A 22,670-nucleotide genomic window follows, 5' to 3' on the forward strand; every position below is an offset into this window, starting at 1 on the left:
TGCAGCAGGATCGACAAAATAAAAAGGGAACGTGAAACACGTTCCCTTTTTACTGCCAATCAGATCAAGCCAAGCTTAACTGACTGGCATTGGCCCGCGGGGCCTTTTGACTTTGCCGGGCTGCGCTCAGCCCGTCAGGCGTTCGAGCGCCTCGCGGTACTTGGCTGCGGTCTTTTCGATCACGGCCTGTGGCAGGCGGGGCGAGGGCGCGGTCTTGTCCCAGGGCTTGCCGTTGACCTGGGCTTGCTCCAGCCAGTCGCGCACAAACTGCTTGTCGTAGCTCGGCGGGTTTTCGCCCTTGGCCAATGCCTCGGCATAGCCTTCCACGGGCCAGTAGCGCGAGCTGTCGGGCGTGAGCACTTCGTCCATCAGCACCAGGGTGCCATCGGGCGCCAGACCGAACTCGAACTTGGTGTCGGCAATGATCATGCCTTTCGTCAGCGCGATCTCGGCCGCGGCCTTGTAGATGGCGATGCTCAGGTCGCGGATTTTCGTGGCCAGGTCCAGGCCGATCATTTCCACCGTGCGCTCGAACGTGATGTTTTCGTCATGCTCGCCCGCTGCGGCCTTGGCGGCAGGCGTATAGATGGGCTCGGGCAGCTTGGCGGCGTTGGTCAGGCCGGCGGGCAGGGGCACACCGCAGACCGACTGCGACTCCTGGTACTCCTTCCAGCCGCTGCCGGCGAGATACCCGCGCACCACGGCTTCCACGGGGATTGGCCGCAGGCGCTGCACCAGCATCGAGCGGCCGCGCACCTGCGCCGCCTCGGCAGGGCTGACCACGCTTTCGGGGTCGTCGCCCGTCAGGTGGTTGGGGCAGATGTGGCCGAGCTTGTCGAACCAGAACAGCGCCATCTGCGTGAGCAGCTCGCCCTTGCCGGGAATGGGCTCGCCCATGATCACGTCGAAGGCCGACAGGCGGTCGCTGGCCACCATCAGGATGCGGTCGTCGCCCACGGCGTAGTTGTCACGCACCTTGCCGCGCGCCAGCAGGGGCAGCGAGGTGAGGGCAGAGGTGTGCAGGGCAGAGGTGCTGGGCAGGGTCATGGTGATCGGGCTGGTGGAGCGTAGGGCGGGTCAGGGTCCGGAAATTGTTAAGAATTGCGAACAGATCAGGCGGCTTCGGACCGGCGGATTTTACGTGGCGGTGGGTTGGTCGGACGCTGCGGCCATGGGCGGTCCGTGCGCTGGCCCGGCGGGCGATTGCCTGCAGGGTGGGTGGGCGGCACCGTCGTGCAGTGGCGCGCAAGGGGGTGTGCCCATAGCCTGCTCATTGTGCGCGCTTTTGGCCGCCATGGCACCTGCGCCGGCATAACCCGGCCGCCGGGGGCGGTATGGGATTGCTTTTGGTCTGGTGCGGGGGCATAGTGAATTCACGCCGAAGGATGCATCCGAGTTCCCCGGGCCGCTCTTTGATCCAGGGCGGCATTTTTGTCACAGAGAGCCACAGGAGACTTTCATATGAACCTGACGATCAGCGGTCACCACATCGAAGTGACCCCCGCCTTGCGCAACTACGTCACCACCAAGCTGGACCGGATCACGCGCCATTTCGACCAGGTTGTCGACGTCAAGGTACTGCTGACAGTAGAGAAGCAAAAGGAAAAGGAGAAACGGCAGCGAGCGGAATGCAATATCCACGTCAAGGGCAGCGACCTGTTTGCAGAAAGCTCCCACTTCGACCTGTATGCCGCAGTGGATGAGCTGGTGGACAAGATGGATCGCCAGGTTGTGCGCCACAAGGACCGCATCCAGGACCACCACGACGCATCCAAGCGCGAAATGCTCGCATAAACCATGCAGGTGCAGCCTGCCAACCGCAGCCGCCCATCGGGCGGCTTTTTGCTGCCCTGCGCGTGGCTATCAGGGTTTTTGCCAATGTATGCATAATTGTTACCCTGACCATGAACCGACTCGCCTCTATCCTGCCCTCTGCTCAAGTCCTTGTGAGCGTTGACGCCACCAGCAAGAAGCGTGCTTTTGAAGAAGCGGGTCTGCTGTTTGAAAGCCTGCACGGTCTTTCGCGGGCGCTGATCACCGACAGCCTGTTTGCGCGTGAGCGCCTGGGCTCCACCGGCCTGGGGCACGGCGTGGCCATTCCACATGGCCGCATCAAGGGGCTCAAGGCGCCGATGGCCGCGGTTTTCCAGCTGGCGCAGCCGATTGGCTTCGATGCGCCCGATGAGATGCCGGTCGGATTGCTGATTTTCCTGCTGGTGCCCGAGGCCGCAACCCAGAAGCACCTGGAAATCCTCTCGGAAATCGCCGAACTGCTGAGCGACTCGGTGCTGCGCGAAAAGCTCAAGGCCTGCGACGATGCCACGGTGCTGCACGGCATGATCGCCGAGTGGCAGTCCACCCAGGTGGCCTGATTTTTCCCTTGACCCTGGCGGGACTGCCTTGAAGCCCAACGTCGTCAGCGCCGATGTCCTGTTCGAGGAATTCCGGGGCACCCTGAAATGGGAGTGGCTGGCAGGCCTGGGCGCCTCAGAGCGCCGCTTTGACGAGGTGGCGGTGCGCGCGGCACGCTCGGGTGCCGATCTCGTCGGCTACCTCAACTACATCCATCCCTACCGGGTGCAGATCCTGGGCGAGCGCGAAATCGCCTATCTCACCAACGCCACGCCGGAAGACTGCCAGCGCCGCATCGGGCGCATCGTCACGCTGGAGCCGCCGGTGCTGGTGCTGGCCGACGGCCAGGCCGCGCCGGATGCGCTGCTGTCCATGTGCGAGCGCGCACAGATCCCGATGTTCGCCACGCACGAGTCTTCGGCGTTCGTCATCGATGTGCTGCGGGCCTACCTTTCCAAGCACTTTGCCGACCGCACCACGATGCATGGTGTGTTCATGGACATTCTGGGCCTGGGGGTGATGATCACGGGCGAATCCGGTCTGGGCAAGAGCGAGCTGGGGCTGGAGCTGATCTCCCGCGGCAACGGTCTGGTGGCCGACGATGCCGTGGACCTGTTTCGCATCAACCAGACCACCATCGAGGGCAAGTGCCCGGAGCTGCTGCAAAACCTGCTGGAGGTGCGCGGCATCGGTCTTTTGGACATCCGCGCCATCTTTGGCGAGACCGCCGTGCGCCGCAAGATGCGCCTCAAGCTTATCGTGCACCTGGTGCGCAAGGAAACGCTGGAGCGTGACTACGAGCGGCTGCCCTACGAGCCCCTGACGCAGGACGTGCTGGGCGTGCCAGTGCTCAAGGTGGTGATCCAGGTGGTGGCGGGGCGCAATATTGCCGTGCTGGTGGAGGCGGCCGTGCGCAACACCATCCTGCAGTTGCGCGGCATCGATACCTACCAGGAATTCGTGGAGCGGCACCGCCGCGCCATGGAGCGCGACTCAGGGGACTGATCCGCAGGCCCTTGAAGGGAGACGCACCGGGACGGGATGCGAAGCGACTCAGGGGTGGTTCATTTCGCGGCGCAGTGCGCGCACTGGCCATACAGGGCCATGGTGTGGTCCTGCACCACCCAGCCCTTGGCCTTGGCAATGATCTGCTGGCGTTTTTCGATTTCCGGATCGTAGAACTCTTCCACCTTGCCGCAGGATGTGCACACGAAGTGGTCGTGGTGCTGGCCTTCATTGAGTTCGTAGACCGCCTTGCCGCTTTCGAAATTGCTGCGGATCAGGATGCCCGCCTGCTCGAACTGCGTGAGCACCCGATAGACCGTGGCCAGCCCTATGTCCGAGCGATCTTCCAGCAAGACGCGAAAGACATCCTCGGCCGTCATGTGGCGTTGCGCGCCCTTCTGGAAAATCTCCATGATCTTCAGGCGCGGCAGGGTTGCCTTCAGGCCTGTGCTTTTGAGTTCGTCGATATTCGTCATGACCCTGTCTTTCGTGCGCCAGCGGGCTCGACCAGCCACGCAGGACCAGCCGCTACAATGGATTCATCATAGCCTTACGACCCTTTCCCATGCCCGTCAAAGCCCATTGCAGCGCCCGCCCGGGCGTGACCTTGTTCATCGGTGCCTGCCTGGCGGCCTTGGCCGGCTGCAGCAGCCTGGACAGTGCCAGCAACCGCCTGGCGAGCATCGTGACGCCTTACAAGGTGGCTGTGGTGCAGGGCAACTTCGTTTCCAGCGAGCAGGTCGAGGCGCTTCAGCCGGGCATGAGCCGGCAGCAGGTGCGCGACATCCTCGGCACGCCCCTGGTGACCAGCCTGTTCCACGTAGAGCGCTGGGAATACGTGTTCACCATCCAGCGTCCCGGCCAGGAACTGCAGACGCGCAAGCTCACCGTGTTCTTCCAGGGGGATCTGCTGCAGCGGTTCGACAGTGACACCATGCCCTCCGAAACCGAGTTTGTGGCGTCCCTGGGATCGCGCTCCACCAAGGGCAAGGTGCCCGTGCTGGAGGCCACCGACGCCCAGCTGGCGCGTTTCCCCGCACCCGAGCGCGCGCCCAAGGCCCCCGTGCCTGCGCCTGCCGAGCCTGCTTCCAACTCTTACCCTCCGCTCGAAGCGCCTGTGCGCTAAGGGCTGCGGCCCGGGGCGCCGGCACCCGGCGTTACCCGCCACATCCACCGATACAGGAATCACATGACAGGCAACTCTTTGCCCAACCCAGCCGCTTCCCCTTCCTTGCGCGTCGCGGTGGCGGGCGCGTCCGGCCGCATGGGCCGCATGCTGATCGAGGCCCTGCGCGCCAGCGACGACATGGTGCTGGCCGGTGCGCTGGACGTGGCGGCCAGCCCCGCCATCGGCTCGGACGCCACGGCTTTCCTGGGCCACGCCAGCGGGGTGGCCATCACCGCGGATGTGCGTGCGGGCCTGAAGAACGCCGATGTGTTGATCGATTTCACCCGCCCCGAAGGCACGCTGGCCCATCTGGCCGTGTGCGCCGAACTGGGTGTGAAGGCCGTCGTCGGCACCACGGGCTTCACGGAGGCGCAGAAGGCCGAGATCGCGGCATGTGCCCAGCGCACCGCCATCGTGATGGCGCCCAACATGAGCGTGGGCGTCAACGTCACGCTCAAGCTGCTGCAGATGGCGGCCAAGGCCATGGCGACCGGTTACGACATCGAGATCATCGAAGCCCACCACCGCCACAAGGTCGATGCCCCCTCGGGCACGGCCCTCAAGATGGGGGAAGTGATTGCTGAAGCATTGGGGCGCGACCTCAAGGAATGCGCCGTCTATGCGCGCGAGGGCGTCACCGGCGAGCGCGATCCGTCGAGCATCGGCTTTGCCACCATCCGCGGGGGCGATATCGTGGGCGACCATACCGTGCTGTTCGCCGGCATTGGCGAGCGCATCGAAATCACCCACAAATCGTCCAGCCGTGCCACCTATGCCCAGGGCAGCCTGCGTGCCGTGCGCTTTCTCGCAGACCGCAAGGCCGGCATGTTCGACATGTTCGACGTGCTGGGCCTGAACTAACCTCGTAGCGAGCCGGTATGGACGCACTGCACTGGTGGCGCCAGGGGGATGCCGTGACGCAGGGCACGGCCCTGCTGCTGCTGGCCATGTCGGTGGCCAGCTGGGTGGTGATCTTCTGGAAGATGCGCCTCATGCACCGGGCCACGGCCGACGTGGCGCGCTGCACGGCGGCGTTCTGGCAGGCGCCATCGCTGGACATCGCGGCGCAGCGTCTGCCGTTCTTTGACCGTGAAGCGCTTTTTCTTCCTTTGGTTGTTGCTGCAAATTCAGTAGCAAATCAGTCGAATCCCGGTGCACAGGCCACCCTGGCCACGTCCGGGAGCCTGTCGCAGCAGCTGACCCGCGTATTGCGCGATGCCCTGCATGGCGCCTTGGGGCGATTGCAGTGGGGACAGGTGCTGCTGGCCACGGTGGGCTCCACGGCGCCCTTCGTCGGCTTGCTGGGCACGGTCTGGGGCATCTACCATGCGCTTTCCGCCATGGCAGGTGCGGGGCAGATCACCATCGATCGCGTGGCCGGCCCCGTGGGCGAGGCCCTGGTGATGACGGCTGCCGGCCTGGCGGTGGCCATTCCAGCCGTGCTGGCCTACAACGTGTTCGGCCGCTTCATTGGCCGCATCGAGGCCGACCTGGAAGGTTTTGCGCGCGACCTGCGCGAGCTGCTGGCCGACACGGCCCCTGTTCAAGGTAGCGCCTTGGGGGGCAGCGAACCAGGCGCAGCGGGGAGCGTGGGGGCATGAGTTTCGGCCGGCTGGAACGTACCCCCGGGCCCCAGCCCATGAGCGACATCAACATGACGCCCCTGGTGGACGTGATGCTGGTGCTGGTGGTGATCTTCATCCTCACGGCGCCCTTGCTGGCCAGTGCCATCCGCCTCGACCTGCCCCGCGCGCAAGGGGCCACGCCCGGCGACGCGCCCCAGTTCGTGACCCTGGTGGTGGACCGCAGCGGCCAGGCCTATCTGGACGACCAACCCTTGTCACAGGCCGCCCTGGCCGAGCGGCTGCAGCGCATTGGTGCCGCCCGGCCTGATACCGAGGTGCAGTTGCGTGCCGATGCGGCCGTGCCCTATGGCCGCATGGTCGAAGTCATGGGCGCAGCCCACAGCGCGGGGCTGCAGCGCATCGGTTTTGTCGCCGAGCAGCCCGCAGCCGCCCCCTGAGCCACCAGCGCAAGGCCCGGCGCCGCGCCTGTCACCGCCTAAAATCTGCCAAAGCAGCCCAGCGGCTACACCCCTCTCACCCAGCAGAGTTTCCATGCAAGAAAAATACGCTCCCCAAGACGTCGAACGCGCCGCACACGACCACTGGACCGCCCGCGACGCCTACCGCGTGACGGAAGACACCAGCAAGAAGAAGTTCTACGCCTGCTCCATGCTGCCTTACCCCAGCGGCAAGCTGCACATGGGCCATGTGCGCAACTACACCATCAACGACATGCTCACGCGCTACCTGCGCATGAATGGCTACAACGTGTTGATGCCCATGGGCTGGGACGCCTTCGGCCTGCCGGCCGAGAACGCGGCGCTGAAGAACGGCGTGCCCCCCGCCAAGTGGACGTACGAAAACATCGCGTACATGAAGAAGCAGATGCAGGCCATGGGCCTGGCCATCGACTGGAGCCGCGAAGTCGCCACCTGCGACCCCACGTATTACCAATGGAACCAGTGGCTGTTCTTGAAGATGCTCGAAAAGGGCATCGCCTACCGCAAGACCCAGGTCGTGAACTGGGACCCGGTGGACCAGACCGTGCTGGCCAACGAGCAGGTGATCGACGGCAAGGGCTGGCGCACCGGCGCCACGGTGGAAAAGCGCGAGATCCCAGGCTACTACCTCAAGATCACCGACTACGCGGAGGAACTGCTCGGTTTCGTGACTGGTGACAAGCTGCCCGGCTGGCCCGAGCGTGTGAAGCTGATGCAGGAGAACTGGATCGGCAAGAGCGAAGGCGTGCGCTTTGCCTTCCCGCACGACATTGCAGGCGACGATGGCGCGCTGATCGGCGGCGGCAAGATGTACGTGTTCACCACGCGTGCCGACACCATCATGGGCGTGACGTTTTGCGCCGTGGCGCCCGAGCACCCGCTGGCCGCCCACGCCGCCCGGGCCAACCCCCAGCTGGCAGCCTTCATCGAAGAATGCAAGAGCGGCGGCACCACCGAGGCCGAGCTGGCCACGCAGGAAAAGAAGGGCATGCCCACGGGCCTGTTTGTCACGCATCCGCTGACCGAGGAAAAGGTCGAAGTCTGGGTTGGCAACTATGTGCTCATGGGCTATGGCGACGGCGCCGTGATGGGCGTGCCGGCGCACGACGAGCGCGACTTTGCCTTCGCCCTCAAGTACGGCATCGAGATCAAGCAGGTGGTGCTGGTCGATGGCGAGCACTTTGATTACCACCAGTGGAACGACTGGTACGGCGACAAGCAGCGCGGCGTCACCATCAATTCCGACAGCTTCAGCGGCCTTTCCTACAAGGACGCCGTGGCCGCCGTGGCACATGCCCTGCAGGCCAAGGGCCTGGGCGAGACCAAGACCACCTGGCGCCTGCGCGACTGGGGTGTGAGCCGCCAGCGCTACTGGGGCACACCGATCCCTATCATCCACTGCGATGAGCACGGCGCCGTGCCCGTGCCCGAGAAAGACCTGCCGGTGGTGCTGCCCACCGACTGCGTTCCCGACGGCTCGGGCAACCCGCTGCACAAGCACGAGGGTTTTCACGCCGGTGTCGTGTGCCCGGTCTGCGGCAAGGCCGCGCGCCGCGAGACCGACACCATGGACACGTTTGTCGACAGCTCGTGGTACTTCATGCGCTATTGCGATCCGAAGAACAGCGAGGCCATGGTCGCCGGCGGCGCCGACTACTGGATGCCGATGGACCAGTACATCGGCGGTATCGAGCACGCCATCCTGCACCTGCTGTATGCGCGCTTCTGGACCAAGGTCATGCGTGACCTGGGGCTCGTGAAGGTCGATGAGCCCTTCACCAAGCTGCTCACGCAAGGCATGGTGCTCAACCACATCTACAGCCGCCGCACCGCCAAGGGCGGCAAGGACTACTTCTGGCCGCACGACGTAGAGCATGTGCTGGACGAGGGTGGCAAGATCGTCGGCGCCAAGCTGAAGAACGAGGCCACCAGCGGCGACGGCCTGCTGCCGGTGGGCACGCCCATCGACTACGAGGGCGTGGGCACCATGTCCAAGTCCAAGAACAACGGCGTGGACCCGCAGGACCTGATCGAAAAGTACGGCGCCGACACCGCGCGCCTGTACACCATGTTCACCGCCCCGCCCGAGGCCACGCTGGAGTGGAACGACGCGGCGGTGGAGGGCAGCTACCGCTTTTTGCGCCGTGTGTGGAACTTCGGCCTGAAGCTGTCTGCCATGGATCTGGGAGCTGCCGGCGCAGGCGTGACAGGCGCCAAAGCCCTCAAGGACGTGGAATTCGGCAAGGAGGCCAAGGCCCTGCGGCTGGAGATCCACACCGTGCTCAAGCAGGTGGACTACGACTACCAGCGCATGCAGTACAACACCGTGGTCTCGGGCGCGATGAAGATGATCAACGCGCTCGAAGACTTCAAGGCACTGGACAGCGCCAGCGCCCAGGTGGCGCTCGTCGAAGGTTTCGGCATCCTGCTGCGCTGCCTGTACCCGGCCACGCCACATGTGGCGCACAGCCTGTGGTCGCAGCTCGGTTACGCCGGGTCTCTGGGCGATCTGCTCGATGCGCCCTGGCCGCAGGTGGATCCCGATGCGCTGGTGCAGGACGAGATCGAGCTGATGCTGCAGGTCAACGGCAAGCTGCGCGGCTCCGTCCATGTACCGGCGCAGGCCGACAAGGCCGAGATCGAGCGCATCGCGCTGGCCAGCGAGGCGTTTGTGGCGCACGCGGCTGGCGCCGCACCCAAGCGCGTCATCGTGGTGCCGGGCCGTCTCGTGAACGTGGTAGTGTGACCGTGATGCACAAGCGCACACTGCTCTCCCTCGCTCCCGTGGCACTGCTGGCCGCCTGTGGGTTTCGCCTGCGGGGGGTGCCCGAGTTTTCCTTCGCGACGCTCTACGTGGCGGCGCCGCAGGGCTCGTCCCTGGCGCGGGAGCTGATGCGCACGCTGCAGGGGTCGGGCAGTGCACTGAAGGTGCTGCGCGATCCCGCCGACCTGCCGACCGCCGAGGCCGTGCTCGACCTGCTGTCGGAGCAGCGCGAGCGCGTGGTGGTGGGCCTCAATGCCTCGGGCCAGGTGCGCGAGCTGGAGTTGCGCCTGCGTGTGCGCTTCAAGCTGCGCACACCGGCCGGCGAAGAGCTGATTCCCAACACCGAGCTGCTGCAGCAGCGCGAGATCAGCTACAACGAAGCCATCGCCCTGGCCAAGGAGGCCGAAGAGGCCCTGCTGTACCGCAACATGCAGACCGATATCGTGCAGCAACTGCTGCGCCGGCTGGCGGTGGCCAAGCGCTGACGCCTGTTCAAGGCGCAGGCACTGACGCCGACGGCGCGCGCATCAGCGTGCTCTTGCCAAACAGCGACTCCACCAGGTCCACGGCCAGCGCGGCCGTACGGTTGCGCACATCGAGGGCGGGGTTGAGCTCCACGATGTCCAGCGAGGCCAGGCGCCCGCTGTCGGCAATCATCTCCATGCACAGCTGCGCCTCGCGGTAGGTGGGGCCGCCGGGCACCGTGGTGCCCACGCCGGGCGCGATATCGGGGTCGAGAAAGTCCACGTCAAAACTCACATGCAGGTGGGTGTGGGCATCCAGTCCGGCCAGCGCCTGCTGCATGGTCTGGCGCATGCCCACCTCGTCGATGTGGCGCATGTCGAAGACTTCGAGACCCTGTTCGTGCACAAAGCGCTTTTCGCCTTCGTCCACGCTGCGGATGCCGATCTGGCGGATCTGGTTGGGGCGCAGCGCCGGGCCGCCGCCGGGCATGCCTGCCAGTTGTGTCAGCGCGGCCGGGCCAAAGCCGCACAGGCAGGCCACGGGCATGCCGTGCACATTGCCGCTGGGGGTCAATTGGCTGGTGTTGAAGTCGGCGTGGGCATCGAGCCACAGTACGCGCAGCTGCTTGCCCGTCTCGACGCAATGGCGCGCCACGGCGCTGATGCTGCCCAGGCCCAGGCAGTGGTCGCCGCCCAGCAGGATGGGCAGGTGGCCCCGCTGCAGCTCGGCATACACGGCATCGAACACGCGCTGGTTCCAGTCCACCACCTCGGGCAGGTGGCGGTAGCCGTCCACGGGCGGCTGCCAGGGGTTGGACGGGCCGCTCAAGTTGCCCCGGTCCAGCACCTGCAGCCCGTGCCGTTGCAGCGCCGCCTGCAGCCCGGCCACGCGCAGGGCTTCGGGGCCCATGGAGGCGCCGCGCGCGCCCGCGCCAATGTCGGTGGGGGCGCCGATCAGGCTGATGGACTGGGCGCTGCGCAGGGCGGTGGGGGACATGGTGCTGGTGCTTTCGGGTAAGGCGGCAGAGGTCGGGGCGGGCGCGGACGCCCGGGGGGGATTCTCGGGGCTTTGGGCGCGCATGAACAGCAAAACAGCGGGTCCGTCCGTTGCCACCTTCGCACACCGGGTGGGGCGGCCTGGCCATTGGTGCAGTGCCCCCGCGTGGCAAGGCGATAAACTTTGCCGCATGCAAGTCGCCTTGGCCCAACTCTCTTCCCATCTTCCACGGGGCCTGTCGCCGCTTTATGTGCTGCATGGCGACGAGCCCTTGCTGCAGCAGGAGGCGGCAGACGCCATCCGGGCCGCCGCCAGGGTCCAGGGCTATACCGAGCGCAGCAGCTACACCGTGGCCGGCGCCCACTTCGACTGGAGCGCGGTGCTGGCCGCAGGCGGCAGTCTGAGCCTGTTTGCCGACAAGCAGATCATCGAGATCCGCATCCCCTCGGGCAAGCCCGGCAAGGAGGGCAGCGTGGCGCTGCAGCAGGTGGCCGAATCGGCCCGGGGCAACGACAGCACGCTCACCATCGTCATGCTGCCGCGCCTCGATAAAGCCACCAAGACTGGCGCCTGGTTTGCCGCGCTGGAGGGCAACGGCGTCTCCATCCAGATCGACCCCATCGAACGCGGCCAGCTCCCGCAGTGGATTGCCCAGCGCCTGGCCGCGCAAAACCAGCGTGTGGTGGCGGGCGAAGAAGGCCAGCGCACCCTGCAGTTCTTTGCCGACCGCGTGGAAGGCAACCTGCTGGCCGCGCACCAGGAGATCCAGAAGCTGGCCCTGCTGCACCCCCCGGGCGAGCTCACGCAGGCCCAGGTCGAGGCCGCCGTGCTCAACGTGGCCCGCTACGACGTGTTCAAACTGTCCGAATCGGTGCTGGCCGGGCAGACGGGCCGCGTGCAACGCATGCTCGATGGCCTGCAGGCCGAGGGTGAGGCCGAGGTGCTGGTGCACTGGGCGCTGGCCGAAGACATCCGCGCCCTGAAACGCGTCAAGGATGCCATGAACGCGGGCCGCCCCCTGCCCATGGCCCTGCGCGAGAACCGCATCTGGGGCCCCAAGGAGCGCTTGTTCGAGCGCATCCTGCCCAAGGCCAGCGACGCCGCCCTGGCGCGGCTGCTGCAGTCGGCCCACACCGTGGACGGCATCGTGAAAGGCCTCAAGCAGCCCGACTGGCCGCAGGACGGTTGGCAGGCGCTGCAGCGGCTGGCGTTCCAGCTGTGCCGGCTGACGCAAGCGGCGCGGTGAGGTTTCACCGCCAGGTTTTCATTGTTTTTTGGCTCTGGATCTTATCCATCAAGCGCTGATAGCTATCAGAAAAATAGTATCGGTTCAGATGGATTCCAGCAGGCCACGCGCCTTGTCTATCCACATCTGCAGGCTGGCGATCAGATCCTGCTGGCTGAACGAGCAGCTTTCTTCAGAGAACAGCGCACTTGATTCCAGCCGGTCCAGCAGGCCGTGCAGCACCTCGGCGTAGCGCGGCGGCAGGGCGGCGAGCAGTTCGGTCTGTTCGCGGGCGGTATGGCTGAGGCTGGACGCGGGCAGTGCACCCGCGGTGAAGGCCTGGAGTGCTTCTTGCACGGGTTGGAGCAGGTGGGAGCGTGTCATCGGAGCCGCTGCAAAGTGAAGGGGCAAGGGTAACCGCTGTGCGGCGGGCAGGCTGCGGGGTATCTGCGGCAAAATCCTGACATGAACGCCCTCAACGTCACCGAATACACCCACACCCTCGGTTTGCAGGCAAAAGCGGCCTCTGCGCTGATGGCCAAAGCGCCGGCAGCTATCAAGAACAAGGCGCTCAAGGCCCTGGCCCGCTTGCTGCGCGAAAACACGGCCGCCTTGCAGACCGACAACGCCGTCGACCTGGAGCGCGCCCGCGCCGCCAGCCTGGCCGAGCCGATGGTGGACCGCCTCCAGCTCAGCCCCAAGGTGCTGGAGACCTGCGCCCAGGGCTGCGAGCAGCTGGCCGCCATGCCCGACATCATTGGCGAAATCATCGGCATGAAGCAGCAGCCCAGCGGCATCCGCGTGGGCCAGATGCGCGTGCCGATCGGCGTGTTCGGCATGATCTACGAGAGCCGCCCCAACGTGACCATCGAGGCGGCCAGCCTGTCGATCAAGAGCGGCAACGCCTGCATCCTGCGCGGCGGCTCCGAGGCGATCGCGTCGAACAAGGCATTGGCCAGACTGGTGCAGCAGGCCCTGGCCGAAGCCGGCCTGCCGCAGGACGCGGTGCAGCTGGTGCAGACCACCGACCGCGAAGCCGTGGGCCAGCTCATTGCCATGCCGCAGTTTGTGGACGTGATCATCCCGCGCGGCGGCAAGGGCCTGATCGAGCGCATCAGCCGCGATGCCAAGGTGCCGGTCATCAAGCACCTGGACGGCAACTGCCACACCTATGTGGACGACCCCTGCGACATCGCCATGGCCGTGAAGGTCGCCGACAACGCCAAGACCAACAAGTACAGCCCCTGCAACGCCAGCGAAGGCCTGCTGGTGGCGCGCGGCGTGGCGGCAGAGTTTCTGCCGCAGATCGGCGCCGTGTATGCCGCCAAGGGCGTGGAGATGCGCGGCTGCCCCGAGGCGCTGGCCATCCTGCAGCCGGTACCTGGTGCCCAGCTGGTGCCTGCCACCGAGCAGGACTGGAGCGAGGAGTATCTGGCGCCCATCATCAGCGTGAAGGTGGTGGCGGGCGTGGACGAAGCCATCGCCCACATCAACCGCTATTCGAGCCACCACACCGACGCCATCCTGACCACCAACCACATGCACGCCCAGCGCTTCTTGCGCGAGGTGGATTCGGCCAGCGTAATGGTGAATGCCAGCACGCGCTTTGCCGATGGCTTCGAGTTTGGCCTGGGGGCCGAAATCGGCATCAGCACCGACAAGTTCCACGCGCGCGGGCCGGTGGGGCTGGAAGGCCTCACCTCGCTCAAGTACGTGGTGCTGGGCGAGGGCGAGGTGCGGGTCTGATTTGCTGCTTATTTCATAGCTGGTTGGGGTTGCCAGTATTGCGCTGAAAGCCAATACCAGATGAAAATCATCATCCTCGGAGCCGGCCGCGTAGGCCAGAGCGTGGCCGACAGCCTGGTGTCCGAGCGCAACGACATCACCGTCATCGACACCGACGCCGAGCGTCTGCGCGACCTGGAATCGCGCTATGACCTGCGCGGCGTGGTGGGCAACGGCATCGAGCCCGCCGTGCTGGCCGAGGCGGGCGCGCAGGACACCGACCTGCTGATCGCCTGTGCCGCCCAGGACGAGACCAACCTGGTGTGCTGCAAGGTGGCGCAACTGGTGTTCAACATCCCCAAGCGCATTGCGCGCGTGCGCTCCACCGGGTTCCAGCGGGATGAACGCCTGGTGTCCACCGAAGGCTTTGCGGTGGACCGCATCATCTGCCCCGAGGAATCCCTCACCCGCTACATCGGCAAGCTCATCGAATACCCCGAAGCCATGCAGGTGCGCGAGTTCGCTGGCGGGCGGGCCTGCCTGGTGTCGGTGCGGACGCGGGCCGGCGCGCCCATGGTGGGCCACACCGTGGCCGAGATGCGCAGCAGCACCCCCGAGGTGGCGGTGCGCCTGGTGGCCATCTATCGCCGCTTTCCGGAAGAGCCCGACCGCTTCGTGGCCTGCGCCGGGGAAACCCGCATCGAGCCCGGCGACGAGGTTTTTGTGCTGGCCGCGCGCGAGCACATCGCCCATGTGCTGGCCACCTTGCACCGCCGGGACGCCACGCCGGTGCGGCCAGTGCGGCGCATCATGATCGCCGGTGGCGGCCGTGTGGGCCTGCACCTGGCGCTGGAGCTGGGCAGGGAGCCGGGGCGCTATCTGGTGAAGATCATCGAGGACGACAGTGCGCGCTGCATCGAGCTGGCCTCGCGCCTGCCGTCCGACACCCTGGTGCTGCAGGGCGATACCACCGATGAAAACCTGCTCGGTGACGAGAGCATCGACGAGATCGATCTCTTTCTGGCCCTGACCGACGACGACGAGGACAACATCATGTCCTGCCTGCTGGCCAAGCGCATGGGCGCGCGCCGCGTGCTGGCGCTGATCAACCGCCGCAGCTATGCCGACCTGATGCACGGCACGCAGATCGACATTGCCCTGTCGCCCGCGCAGGCCATGCTGGGCGAGCTGCTGGCCTATGTGCGCCAGGGCGATGTGCAGGCCGTGCACAGCTTGCGCCGGGGCGTGGCCGAGGCGCTGGAGATCGTGGCCCGTGGCGACCGCAAGACCTCGCGGGTGGTGGGCCGCAAGGTCAGCGAGCTGGCCCTGCCGCGCGACGTGCACATCGGCCTGATCGTGCGCGGCCTGTCCGATGCGCACGATGCACCCGAGGGGGCGCCCGATGCGCCGCCCGAGCCGCAGGTGATCATCCCACGCAGTGCCACGGTGATCGAGAGCAATGACCATGTGGTGTTCTTCCTGCCGCACAAGCGGCTGGTGCGCGACGTGGAAAAGCTCTTTCGCGTGAGCGCCACTTTCTTCTGAACCGGAACAGGTCCGCGAGAACACCATGGTGGACATGTTTCCCGTCCTGCGTGTGCTGGGCATCCTGGTCATGATCTTTTCGCTGTCCATGGGGCTGCCGCTGGCGGTTTCGCTGTGGACCCAGGACGGGGTGTGGCATGTGTACCCGCTGGCCATGGGCGCCACGATGCTGGCGGGCGCATGGCTGTGGTGGCGCCTGCGCCTGTTCCGGCAGGAGCTGCAGCCACGCCATGGCGTGATGCTGGTCTCGCTGGTGTGGATGCTGCTGCCACTGGCGGCTGCCGTGCCGCTGATGCTGGCAGGGCACCACACAGGGCGGCCGATGTCGTTCACGCACGCGTACTTTGAAGCCGTTTCCGGCCTGACCACCACGGGCGCCACGGTGCTGACGGGCCTGGACACCCTGCCCGTGTCGGTGAACGTGTGGCGCACCTTTTTGCAGTGGATGGGCGGCATGGGCATTTTGATCCTGGCGGTGGCGGTGCTGCCACTGCTGGGGGTGGGCGGCAGCCAGCTGTTCAAGGCCGAGGCGGCCGGGCCGCTCAAGGACACCAAGCTCACGCCGCGCATGACCGGCACCGCCAAAGGGCTGTGGGGCGTGTACGCCCTTTTCTCCGCCCTGTGTGGCCTGGCCTACTGGGGGGCGGGCATGGCACCGCTGGATGCGCTGATGCACATGTTCTCCACGGTGAGCCTGGGCGGGCTGTCTTCCCATGACCAGAGCTTCGGGTATTTTCAGTCGCCGCTGCTGGAGACCATCTGCATCTTCTTCATGCTGGTGGCCAGCTGCAATTTCGCACTGTATTTCGTGGCCATCCGCAAGGGGCAGTGGGGTGGCTTCTGGCGCGACCCGGAGCTGCGCGCCACCCTGTTCACGCTGGTCGGCGGGGGGCTGCTGGTGGCCGGGTTGCTGTGGGTCAAGGGAGTGTATGCGCCGCTCGATGCGCTGCGCCACGGCATGTTCAACCTGGTGTCCCTGGCTTCCACCACCGGCTATTCCACGGTGGACTATCTGGGCTGGCCGGTGTTTGCGCCCGTGTTCATGCTGCTGCTGTCGGGCCTGGCGACCAGTGCGGGCTCCACGGGCTGCGGCATCAAGATGGTGCGCGTGCTGATCTTGCTCAAGCAGGCGCGCCGGGAAATGAACCGGCTGGTGCATCCGCGCGCCGTGCAGCCCGTGCGGCTGGGTGACGCGGTGGTGGACAACCGGGTGATCTTCTCGGTGCTGGCCTTCATGCTGGTGTATGGCGCCACCATTTTCGGCCTGAGCATGGTGCTGCTGCTGACCGATCTGGACCTGGTGACCGCGTTTTCGGCCGTCCTGGCCAGCGTCAACTGCACGGGGCCGGGTCTGGGCAGTGTGGGCCCCGCCGCCAACTACGCCGTGCTGACCGATTTCCAGATATGGATCTGCACCCTGGCCATGCTGCTGGGGCGGCTGGAGATACTGAGCTTCATGGCCCTGCTCACGCCGGCGTTCTGGCGGCGCTGACCGGCAGGGGGGCGGCCAGCGCGCTGCCTTGCGAATCTCTGGCCCGGCCCCAACTCCTACAATTCACCGCAACCGCTTCCCGAGGGCATCTATGGTTCCGCATCTCATCACGGCCCTCACGGGGCCGATCAACGAACTCGAACAGCGCATCCTCGACTCCATGCCGGCCATCGAGCGCTGGTTTCGCCTGGAGTGGATGGAGCACACGCCGCCGTTCTACACCTCGGTCGATATTCGCAATGCCGGCTTCAAGCTGGCGCCCGTGGACACCAATCTGTTCCCGGGCGGCTGGAACAATCTCACCAAGGAGATGCTGCCCCTGGCCGTGCAGGCCGCCATGGCCGCCATCGAGAAGATCTGCCCCGAGGCGCGCAACCTGCTGATCATTCCCGAGAACCACACGCGCAACACGTTTTACCTGGCCAATGTGGTGCAGCTGCAGCGCATCTTCAACATGGCGGGCCTGAATGTGCGGGTGGGCTCCATCAGCCCCGAGATCAAGAAATCCACCCTGATCGAGCTGCCCAATGGCGACTCGGTGATGCTGGAGCCCGTGATCCGTACCAAAGGGCGGCTGGGCCTCAAGGATTTCGACCCCTGCACGATTTTGCTCAACAACGATCTTTCGGCCGGCGCGCCGGGCATTCTGGAGGACATTCATGAGCAGTACCTGCTGCCACCCCTGCATGCAGGCTGGAGCGTGCGCAGGAAGAGCACGCATTTCAAGAACTACGAAGAAGTGGCCAAGCGCTTAGGCAAGATGCTCGGCATCGACCCCTGGCTGATCAATCCGCTGTTCAGCCAGTGCGGCGCTGTGGATTTTGCCGAAGGCACGGGCATGGACGGGTTGCAAAGCGGGGTGGATGCACTGCTCGCCAAGGTCCGGCGCAAGTACAAGGAATACGGCATCCATGAAAAGCCCTTCGTGATCGTCAAGGCCAACAACGGCACCTATGGCATGGGCATCATGACCGTGCGCGATGCCAAGGAACTGGACGACCTGAACCGCAAGACCCGCAACAAGATGGCCGTCATCAAGGACGGCCAGCCGGTCAGCGACGTGATCATCCAGGAAGGGGTGCTCACGCAGGAGCGGGTGCACGAGGCCGTCGCCGAGCCGGTGGTCTACATGATGGACCGCTATGTGGTGGGCGGCTTTTATCGCATGCATGCGGAGCGCGGCGTGGATGAAAACCTCAACGCCCCCGGCGCGAGTTTCGTGCCGCTGGCGTTCGAGCACAGCACGCACATGCCCCAGCCCGGTGTGCGCCCGGGTGTGAGTGCGCCCAACCGCTTTTACATGTATGGCGTGGTGGCGCGCCTGGCCATGCTGGCCGCCAGCTACGAGCTGGAAGCCACCAACCCGGACGCCGAGATTTACGACTGATCCGGGGCCATGCCCTGCCGGGGCGCCGGGGTCGGTGCGCAGTTGTTGCACTGCAACAAAACCCGTGAGACCGACCCGCCAGGGCGATGGCGGGCGCACAATAGCGTTCCCAAAAGTTACGGAACCCCGTCTTGCCCAGTGCCGCGGGGGGTGTCAGTGCAAAGTTCCAAATCATCGCTCGCAGCGCTCACGCTGGGCGCCATCGGTGTTGTCTACGGCGATATCGGCACCAGCGTGCTGTACGCGGTCAAGGAAGTTTTCGGCTCGGGCCATGTCCCGTTCACGCCGGACAACATCTACGGCATCCTGTCCATCTTCTTCTGGACCCTGACCGTCATCGTTTCCCTCAAGTACGTAGTGCTGGTGCTGCGTGCCGACAACAACGGCGAGGGCGGGCTGATCGCCATGCTGGCGCTGGCCTCGCAGGCAGTGAAAGACAAGCCCCGCTTGCGCAAGGGGCTGCTGGCGGTGGGCATCTTCGGCACCTCGCTGTTTTATGGCGACGGCGTCATCACCCCGGCCATTTCGGTGCTGTCCGCGGTGGAGGGGCTGGAGGTGGTGTCGCCCCATTTCAAGCAGTATGTGATTCCGCTCACGCTGATCGTGCTGTTTTGCCTGTTTGCCGTGCAAAAGCGGGGCACGGGTGGCATCGGAAAATTTTTCGGTCCCATCACGCTCCTGTGGTTCCTGTCCCTGGCCGTGCTCGGGGTGTCGCACATCGTCACCCACCCTGAAATCCTCTGGGCCATGAGCCCGCACCACGCGCTGGGGTTCATGTGGGCCCATCCGGGCATCAGTTTCATCATTCTGGGTGCCGTGGTGCTGTGCGTGACCGGGGCCGAGGCGCTGTATGCCGACCTGGGGCATTTTGGCAAACGGCCCATCCGCCTGGCCTGGTTTGGCGTGGCCATGCCGGCGCTCACGCTCAATTATTTTGGCCAGGGTGCGCTGCTGCTGGCCGAACCCGAGGCGGTGAAGAATCCGTTTTTCATGATGGCGCCCGACTGGGCCCTGGTGCCGTTGGTGATCTTGGCAACGCTGGCCACGGTCATCGCTTCGCAGGCGCTCATCACGGGCGCCTTCAGTGTCACCAAGCAGGTGATCCAGCTGGGCTATCTGCCGCGCCTGAACATCCTGCACACCAGCGTGCGGGACACGGGGCAGATCTACATCCCTCTGGTCAACTGGGGGCTTTTCGTGGCCATTGTGCTGGCGGTGGTGATGTTCCGCTCGTCCAGCAACCTGGCTGCGGCCTATGGCATCGCCGTGACGCTGGACATGTTGATTACCACCACCTTGACGTTCTTTGTCATCCGCTATGGCTGGGGCTATCCGCTGGCGCTGTGCATTGCGGCCACGGGCTGTTTTTTTGTGGTGGACCTGGCCTTCTTCGCGTCCAATCTGCTCAAGCTGTTCCAGGGCGGGTGGTTCCCGCTGATGATCGGCGGCGGCGTGTTCGTGCTGATGATGACCTGGAAGGAGGGGCGCCGCCTGCTCAACGACAAGCTGCGCGCCGATGCCATCGACCTCAAGGCTTTCCTGGAGTCGGTGTTCCTGAACCCACCCACCCGCGTGGACGGTACGGCGGTGTTCCTCACGGCAGAACCGGGGGCCGTGCCCAATGCCATGCTGCACAACCTCAAGCACAACAAGGTGCTGCATGGCCAGAATCTGTTCGTCACCGTGCGCAACCACGAAGTGCCTTGGATCGGGCTGGACAAGCGCCTGCAGGTGGAGCCCCTGGGGCACGATTGCTGGCAGGTGGTGGTGCATTACGGCTTCAAGAACGATCCCGACATCCCCAGCGCCCTGCACCAGTTGCGGGGCCGGGGCTGTGAGCTGGAGGCCATGACCACCAGCTACTTTCTCTCGCGCGACACCATCATTCCCACCATCGGCAGCGGCATGGCGCCTTGGCGCGAGAAGCTGTTTGCCCAGATGCACCACAACGCCAGTGGCGCCGCCGACTTCCTGCATTTGCCCAACAACGCAGTGGTCGAGCTGGGCTCCAAGATCGAGATCTAACCAGATTGACAGAATTCTGGCTTGTGGTGCCTGTGTAGCAGGCGCAATATGCTATTGAATAAATAGCATGTTGGTGCATGGCGATGCCAGAATGCACCCATGCAATTTTTCAAAGACCTGAGCCTGTCTGCCTTCACCGCCGGCTTTGTGGCGGTGCTGGTGGGGTTCACGAGTTCCGTGGCCATTGTTTTCCAGGCGGCCCAGGCGTTTCAGGCCACACCCGCGCAAATCACTTCGTGGATGTGGGCGCTGGGGCTGGGCATGGGCCTGTGCTCGCTGGTGCCCTCGCTCTTGCTGCGCAAGCCGGTGATGGTGGCCTGGTCCACGCCAGGCGCTGCCGTGCTGGCCACCGCCGGACTGGCTGGAGGCTTCAGCATGGCCGAGGCGGTGGGCGCCTTCATGGTGTGTGCCGTCCTGATCACGCTGGCGGGTGTTACGCGCTGGTTCGAGCGCGCCATGAGCCGCATTCCCATGGAGATTGCCGCAGCGTTGCTGGCGGGGGTGCTCGCGCGCTTTGGCATGCAGGCCTTTGCTGCGGCGCAGACGGCACTGCCCCTGGTATTGCTGATGCTGGGGACGTATCTGGTGGTGCGCCGGCTGCTGCCACGCTATGCCGTGGTCATCACGCTGGCGCTGGCCATCGGTTTTGTTGCGCTGCGCGGCGAGATGTCCTGGTCGGCCATTCGCCTGGAGCTGGCCATGCCCGTTTTCACGGCGCCGCAGTTCACCTGGTCTGCGGCCATCAGCCTGGCCCTGCCCCTGTTTGTCGTGACCATGGCCTCGCAAAACCTGTCGGGCGTGGCGGTGATCCGCGCCACGGGGTATGACCTGCCGGTGTCGCGCCTCATCACCATGACGGGGCTCGCGACCCTGGTGCTGGCGCCCTTTGGTGGCTATGCGCTGAATTTCAGCGCCATCACCGCCGCCATCTGCATGGGCCCCGAGGCCCACCCGGACCACACCAAACGCTACACGGCTGCGGTGTCCTGCGGCTTGCTGTATGTGGTGATCGGCATCTTCGGCGCGGTCGTCACGGGCCTGTTGACCGCGTTTCCCAAGGAGCTGGTGGTGGCCATCGCCGGCCTGGCTTTGCTGGGCACGATCGGTAACGGCTTGGCTGCCGCGCTGCAGGGCGAGTCTCATCGCGAGGCGGCACTGATCACCTTCCTGGTCACTCTCAGCGGCGTGGTGGTGGCAGGGGTGGGGTCTGCGTTCTGGGGCGTGGCCGCCGGCAGCCTGGCGCTATTTGTGCAACAGTACAGGCGTTCCCAAGCCGAGAGCGTCTGACCAGGTCGGATGCAGTGAATGCGGCAATGCCATGGGGGCGGCCGCCTGTCCACACTGTCGATACTTAACGCACGATCCTTTTTCCTGAAAAACCATGAAACTCCTTTTCATCGCTGATCCGCTCGAAGGTTTCAAGATCTACAAGGACACCACCTTTGCCATGATGCGCGAGGCGCAGCGGCGTGGACACCAGCTGGCGGCATGTCTGCCACAGGATCTGGTGTGGCAGCGTGGCAGCCAGGTGACTGCACGGGTGCGCGACATTGTTCTCACGGGCGATGCGACCGATTGGTTCCAGGCGCAGCCACTGCGCAGTTCGGCCCTCACGGCGTTCGATGCGGTGCTCATGCGCAAGGATCCGCCCTTCGATAGTGAATATTTTTATGCCACCCACTTGCTTGAACAGGCCGAGAGGGAGGGCGCACGGGTATTTAATAAACCGCGTGCACTGCGCGATCACCCGGAAAAACTGGCGATCATGGAGTTTCCCCAGTTCATCGGCCCCACGCTGGTGACCCGTGATGCGCAAGACATCCAGCAGTTCCATGCAGAACACCAGGACATCATCCTCAAGCCACTCGATGGCATGGGAGGCATGGGCATTTTTCGGGTCGGTCCGGACGGGCTGAATCTGGGCAGCATCACGGAAACACTCAACCGCCACGGAGCGCAAAGCGTGATGGTGCAGAAATTTCTTCCGCAGATCGTGGACGGTGACAAGCGTGTCCTCATCATCGGGGGCAGGCCGGTGCCTTTCTGCCTTGCACGCATCCCGCAGGGCAGCGAAGTCCGGGGCAATCTGGCGGCGGGCGGCAAGGGCGTGGCAAGGCCACTGTCTGCGCGGGACTGGGAGATTGCCGAAGCGCTGGGCCCTGTCTTGCAGAGCCGGGGCTTGCTGCTGGCAGGCGTGGATGTCATCGGAGAGTGCGTCACCGAAATCAACGTGACGAGCCCGACGTGCTTCCAGGAGATCCAGGAACAGACGGGTTGCGACGTCGCGCATCTGTTCGTGGATGCGCTGGAGGCGGCTGTTGCCGCGCACGGCTGAAGACGGCGGGTGAGGTTGGGTTTTTCTGACTTTCCCGTGCTATAGTCTATGGCTTCGCTGCCGTGAGCCTTCTTCGTGAGGGCTCTGGATGCAGAGGAAAAAAAGAAGATGGTTTTGGGTT

The 22,670-nt window shown here is 65.1% G+C and carries 21 protein-coding genes; 17 read left to right on the top strand and 4 right to left on the bottom strand.

The annotated features are described in order from the left end of the window. Positions 1–126: 126 nt before the first annotated feature. Positions 127–1,047 (bottom strand): phosphoribosylaminoimidazolesuccinocarboxamide synthase, encoded by a 921-nt coding sequence (locus BLW02_RS17845; protein WP_092701114.1) that lies wholly within the window; start codon positions 1,045–1,047, stop codon positions 127–129. 414 nt (positions 1,048–1,461) lie between these two features. Between BLW02_RS17845 and hpf the strand changes: the two genes are divergently transcribed. The 3 genes from hpf (at position 1,462) to hprK (ending at position 3,357) form a co-directional block, all read left to right on the top strand. Then, on the top strand, positions 1,462–1,794 hold the full coding sequence (gene hpf, locus BLW02_RS17850; protein WP_026435457.1) for a ribosome hibernation-promoting factor, HPF/YfiA family: 333 nt from the start codon (positions 1,462–1,464) through the stop codon (positions 1,792–1,794). Between the two features lie 110 nt (positions 1,795–1,904). Beyond that, complete coding sequence (locus BLW02_RS17855; RefSeq protein WP_026435456.1) at positions 1,905–2,372, top strand: PTS sugar transporter subunit IIA; 468 nt, start codon at positions 1,905–1,907, stop codon at positions 2,370–2,372. Positions 2,373–2,400: 28 nt separating this feature from the next. Then, positions 2,401–3,357: an HPr(Ser) kinase/phosphatase gene (gene hprK, locus BLW02_RS17860; protein WP_026435455.1), complete on the top strand. Its 957-nt coding sequence runs from the start codon at positions 2,401–2,403 to the stop codon at positions 3,355–3,357. A 59-nt stretch (positions 3,358–3,416) separates the two neighbouring features. Here hprK and fur read toward each other — a convergent pair whose 3' ends face one another. After that, on the bottom strand, positions 3,417–3,833 hold the full coding sequence (gene fur, locus BLW02_RS17865; protein WP_092701117.1) for a ferric iron uptake transcriptional regulator: 417 nt from the start codon (positions 3,831–3,833) through the stop codon (positions 3,417–3,419). Positions 3,834–3,922: 89 nt separating this feature from the next. On the opposite strand from fur, the gene BLW02_RS17870 reads away from it, so the two are divergent. From BLW02_RS17870 to BLW02_RS17895, 6 genes are all read left to right on the top strand, one after another. Next, a complete protein-coding gene (locus BLW02_RS17870) occupies positions 3,923–4,483 on the top strand; it encodes an outer membrane protein assembly factor BamE (RefSeq protein WP_026435453.1) in 561 nt (186 codons plus the stop codon). A gap of 63 nt (positions 4,484–4,546) precedes the next feature. Beyond that, entirely contained in the window at positions 4,547–5,386 is an 840-nt protein-coding gene (gene dapB / locus BLW02_RS17875; RefSeq protein ID WP_026435452.1) for a 4-hydroxy-tetrahydrodipicolinate reductase, read from the top strand. Between the two features lie 17 nt (positions 5,387–5,403). Continuing rightward, the gene (locus BLW02_RS17880) at positions 5,404–6,126 is read left to right on the top strand and encodes a MotA/TolQ/ExbB proton channel family protein (RefSeq protein ID WP_092701120.1); all 723 of its coding nucleotides are present in this window, start codon (positions 5,404–5,406) and stop codon (positions 6,124–6,126) included. Beyond that, entirely contained in the window at positions 6,123–6,548 is a 426-nt protein-coding gene (locus BLW02_RS17885; RefSeq protein ID WP_092701123.1) for an ExbD/TolR family protein, read from the top strand. The genes BLW02_RS17880 and BLW02_RS17885 overlap by 4 nt, the downstream gene beginning before the upstream one ends. A 94-nt stretch (positions 6,549–6,642) precedes the next feature. Beyond that, positions 6,643–9,336, top strand: a complete 2,694-nt coding sequence (gene leuS / locus BLW02_RS17890; protein WP_092701126.1) for a leucine--tRNA ligase — start codon at positions 6,643–6,645, stop codon at positions 9,334–9,336. Positions 9,337–9,341: 5 nt separating this feature from the next. Then, positions 9,342–9,839, top strand: coding sequence for an LPS-assembly lipoprotein LptE (locus tag BLW02_RS17895; RefSeq protein WP_092701157.1), 498 nt, complete (start codon positions 9,342–9,344; stop codon positions 9,837–9,839). A gap of 7 nt (positions 9,840–9,846) precedes the next feature. Here BLW02_RS17895 and rocF read toward each other — a convergent pair whose 3' ends face one another. After that, the gene (rocF, locus tag BLW02_RS17900; RefSeq protein ID WP_092701160.1) at positions 9,847–10,815 is read right to left on the bottom strand and encodes an arginase; all 969 of its coding nucleotides are present in this window, start codon (positions 10,813–10,815) and stop codon (positions 9,847–9,849) included. Between the two features lie 190 nt (positions 10,816–11,005). On the opposite strand from rocF, the gene holA reads away from it, so the two are divergent. Beyond that, positions 11,006–12,061, top strand: coding sequence for a DNA polymerase III subunit delta (gene holA, locus BLW02_RS17905; RefSeq protein ID WP_092701129.1), 1,056 nt, complete (start codon positions 11,006–11,008; stop codon positions 12,059–12,061). Between the two features lie 84 nt (positions 12,062–12,145). On the opposite strand, the gene BLW02_RS17910 is transcribed toward holA, so the two are convergent. Beyond that, complete coding sequence (locus BLW02_RS17910) at positions 12,146–12,424, bottom strand: hypothetical protein (RefSeq protein WP_092701132.1); 279 nt, start codon at positions 12,422–12,424, stop codon at positions 12,146–12,148. Between the two features lie 81 nt (positions 12,425–12,505). Here BLW02_RS17910 and BLW02_RS17915 point away from each other — a divergent pair, with 81 nt between their 5' ends. The 7 genes from BLW02_RS17915 (at position 12,506) to gshB (ending at position 22,549) form a co-directional block, all read left to right on the top strand. Further along, a complete protein-coding gene (locus tag BLW02_RS17915) occupies positions 12,506–13,786 on the top strand; it encodes a glutamate-5-semialdehyde dehydrogenase (protein ID WP_092701135.1) in 1,281 nt (426 codons plus the stop codon). Between the two features lie 60 nt (positions 13,787–13,846). Continuing rightward, the gene (trkA, locus tag BLW02_RS17920; protein WP_092701138.1) at positions 13,847–15,310 is read left to right on the top strand and encodes a Trk system potassium transporter TrkA; all 1,464 of its coding nucleotides are present in this window, start codon (positions 13,847–13,849) and stop codon (positions 15,308–15,310) included. A 25-nt stretch (positions 15,311–15,335) separates the two neighbouring features. Beyond that, complete coding sequence (locus tag BLW02_RS17925) at positions 15,336–16,802, top strand: TrkH family potassium uptake protein (protein WP_092701141.1); 1,467 nt, start codon at positions 15,336–15,338, stop codon at positions 16,800–16,802. Between the two features lie 91 nt (positions 16,803–16,893). Continuing rightward, complete coding sequence (gshA, locus tag BLW02_RS17930; RefSeq protein ID WP_092701144.1) at positions 16,894–18,189, top strand: glutamate--cysteine ligase; 1,296 nt, start codon at positions 16,894–16,896, stop codon at positions 18,187–18,189. 156 nt (positions 18,190–18,345) lie between these two features. Continuing rightward, positions 18,346–20,214 (top strand): potassium transporter Kup, encoded by a 1,869-nt coding sequence (locus BLW02_RS17935; RefSeq protein WP_092701147.1) that lies wholly within the window; start codon positions 18,346–18,348, stop codon positions 20,212–20,214. Positions 20,215–20,313: 99 nt separating this feature from the next. Then, on the top strand, positions 20,314–21,501 hold the full coding sequence (locus BLW02_RS17940; protein WP_092701151.1) for a benzoate/H(+) symporter BenE family transporter: 1,188 nt from the start codon (positions 20,314–20,316) through the stop codon (positions 21,499–21,501). 94 nt (positions 21,502–21,595) lie between these two features. Continuing rightward, entirely contained in the window at positions 21,596–22,549 is a 954-nt protein-coding gene (gene gshB / locus BLW02_RS17945; protein WP_092701154.1) for a glutathione synthase, read from the top strand. The last annotated feature ends 121 nt before the right edge of the window (positions 22,550–22,670 follow it).

This window comes from Acidovorax soli (genome assembly GCF_900107605.1).
Classification (GTDB): domain Bacteria; phylum Pseudomonadota; class Gammaproteobacteria; order Burkholderiales; family Burkholderiaceae_C; genus Acidovorax; species Acidovorax soli.

Excerpts from the sequence above, each read along its gene's own strand:
- BLW02_RS17845 (WP_092701114.1), bottom strand. The coding sequence starts at position 1,047 with ATGACCCTGCCCAGCACCTCTGCCCTGCACACCTCTGCCCTCACCTCG.
- hpf (WP_026435457.1), top strand. The coding sequence starts at position 1,462 with ATGAACCTGACGATCAGCGGTCACCACATCGAAGTGACCCCCGCCTTG.
- BLW02_RS17855 (WP_026435456.1), top strand. The coding sequence starts at position 1,905 with ATGAACCGACTCGCCTCTATCCTGCCCTCTGCTCAAGTCCTTGTGAGC.
- fur (WP_092701117.1), bottom strand. The coding sequence starts at position 3,833 with ATGACGAATATCGACGAACTCAAAAGCACAGGCCTGAAGGCAACCCTG.
- BLW02_RS17870 (WP_026435453.1), top strand. The coding sequence starts at position 3,923 with ATGCCCGTCAAAGCCCATTGCAGCGCCCGCCCGGGCGTGACCTTGTTC.
- dapB (WP_026435452.1), top strand. The coding sequence starts at position 4,547 with ATGACAGGCAACTCTTTGCCCAACCCAGCCGCTTCCCCTTCCTTGCGC.
- BLW02_RS17880 (WP_092701120.1), top strand. The coding sequence starts at position 5,404 with ATGGACGCACTGCACTGGTGGCGCCAGGGGGATGCCGTGACGCAGGGC.
- BLW02_RS17885 (WP_092701123.1), top strand. The coding sequence starts at position 6,123 with ATGAGTTTCGGCCGGCTGGAACGTACCCCCGGGCCCCAGCCCATGAGC.
- leuS (WP_092701126.1), top strand. The coding sequence starts at position 6,643 with ATGCAAGAAAAATACGCTCCCCAAGACGTCGAACGCGCCGCACACGAC.
- BLW02_RS17895 (WP_092701157.1), top strand. The coding sequence starts at position 9,342 with ATGCACAAGCGCACACTGCTCTCCCTCGCTCCCGTGGCACTGCTGGCC.
- rocF (WP_092701160.1), bottom strand. The coding sequence starts at position 10,815 with ATGTCCCCCACCGCCCTGCGCAGCGCCCAGTCCATCAGCCTGATCGGC.
- holA (WP_092701129.1), top strand. The coding sequence starts at position 11,006 with ATGCAAGTCGCCTTGGCCCAACTCTCTTCCCATCTTCCACGGGGCCTG.
- BLW02_RS17910 (WP_092701132.1), bottom strand. The coding sequence starts at position 12,424 with ATGACACGCTCCCACCTGCTCCAACCCGTGCAAGAAGCACTCCAGGCC.
- BLW02_RS17915 (WP_092701135.1), top strand. The coding sequence starts at position 12,506 with ATGAACGCCCTCAACGTCACCGAATACACCCACACCCTCGGTTTGCAG.
- trkA (WP_092701138.1), top strand. The coding sequence starts at position 13,847 with ATGAAAATCATCATCCTCGGAGCCGGCCGCGTAGGCCAGAGCGTGGCC.
- BLW02_RS17925 (WP_092701141.1), top strand. The coding sequence starts at position 15,336 with ATGGTGGACATGTTTCCCGTCCTGCGTGTGCTGGGCATCCTGGTCATG.
- gshA (WP_092701144.1), top strand. The coding sequence starts at position 16,894 with ATGGTTCCGCATCTCATCACGGCCCTCACGGGGCCGATCAACGAACTC.
- BLW02_RS17940 (WP_092701151.1), top strand. The coding sequence starts at position 20,314 with ATGCAATTTTTCAAAGACCTGAGCCTGTCTGCCTTCACCGCCGGCTTT.
- gshB (WP_092701154.1), top strand. The coding sequence starts at position 21,596 with ATGAAACTCCTTTTCATCGCTGATCCGCTCGAAGGTTTCAAGATCTAC.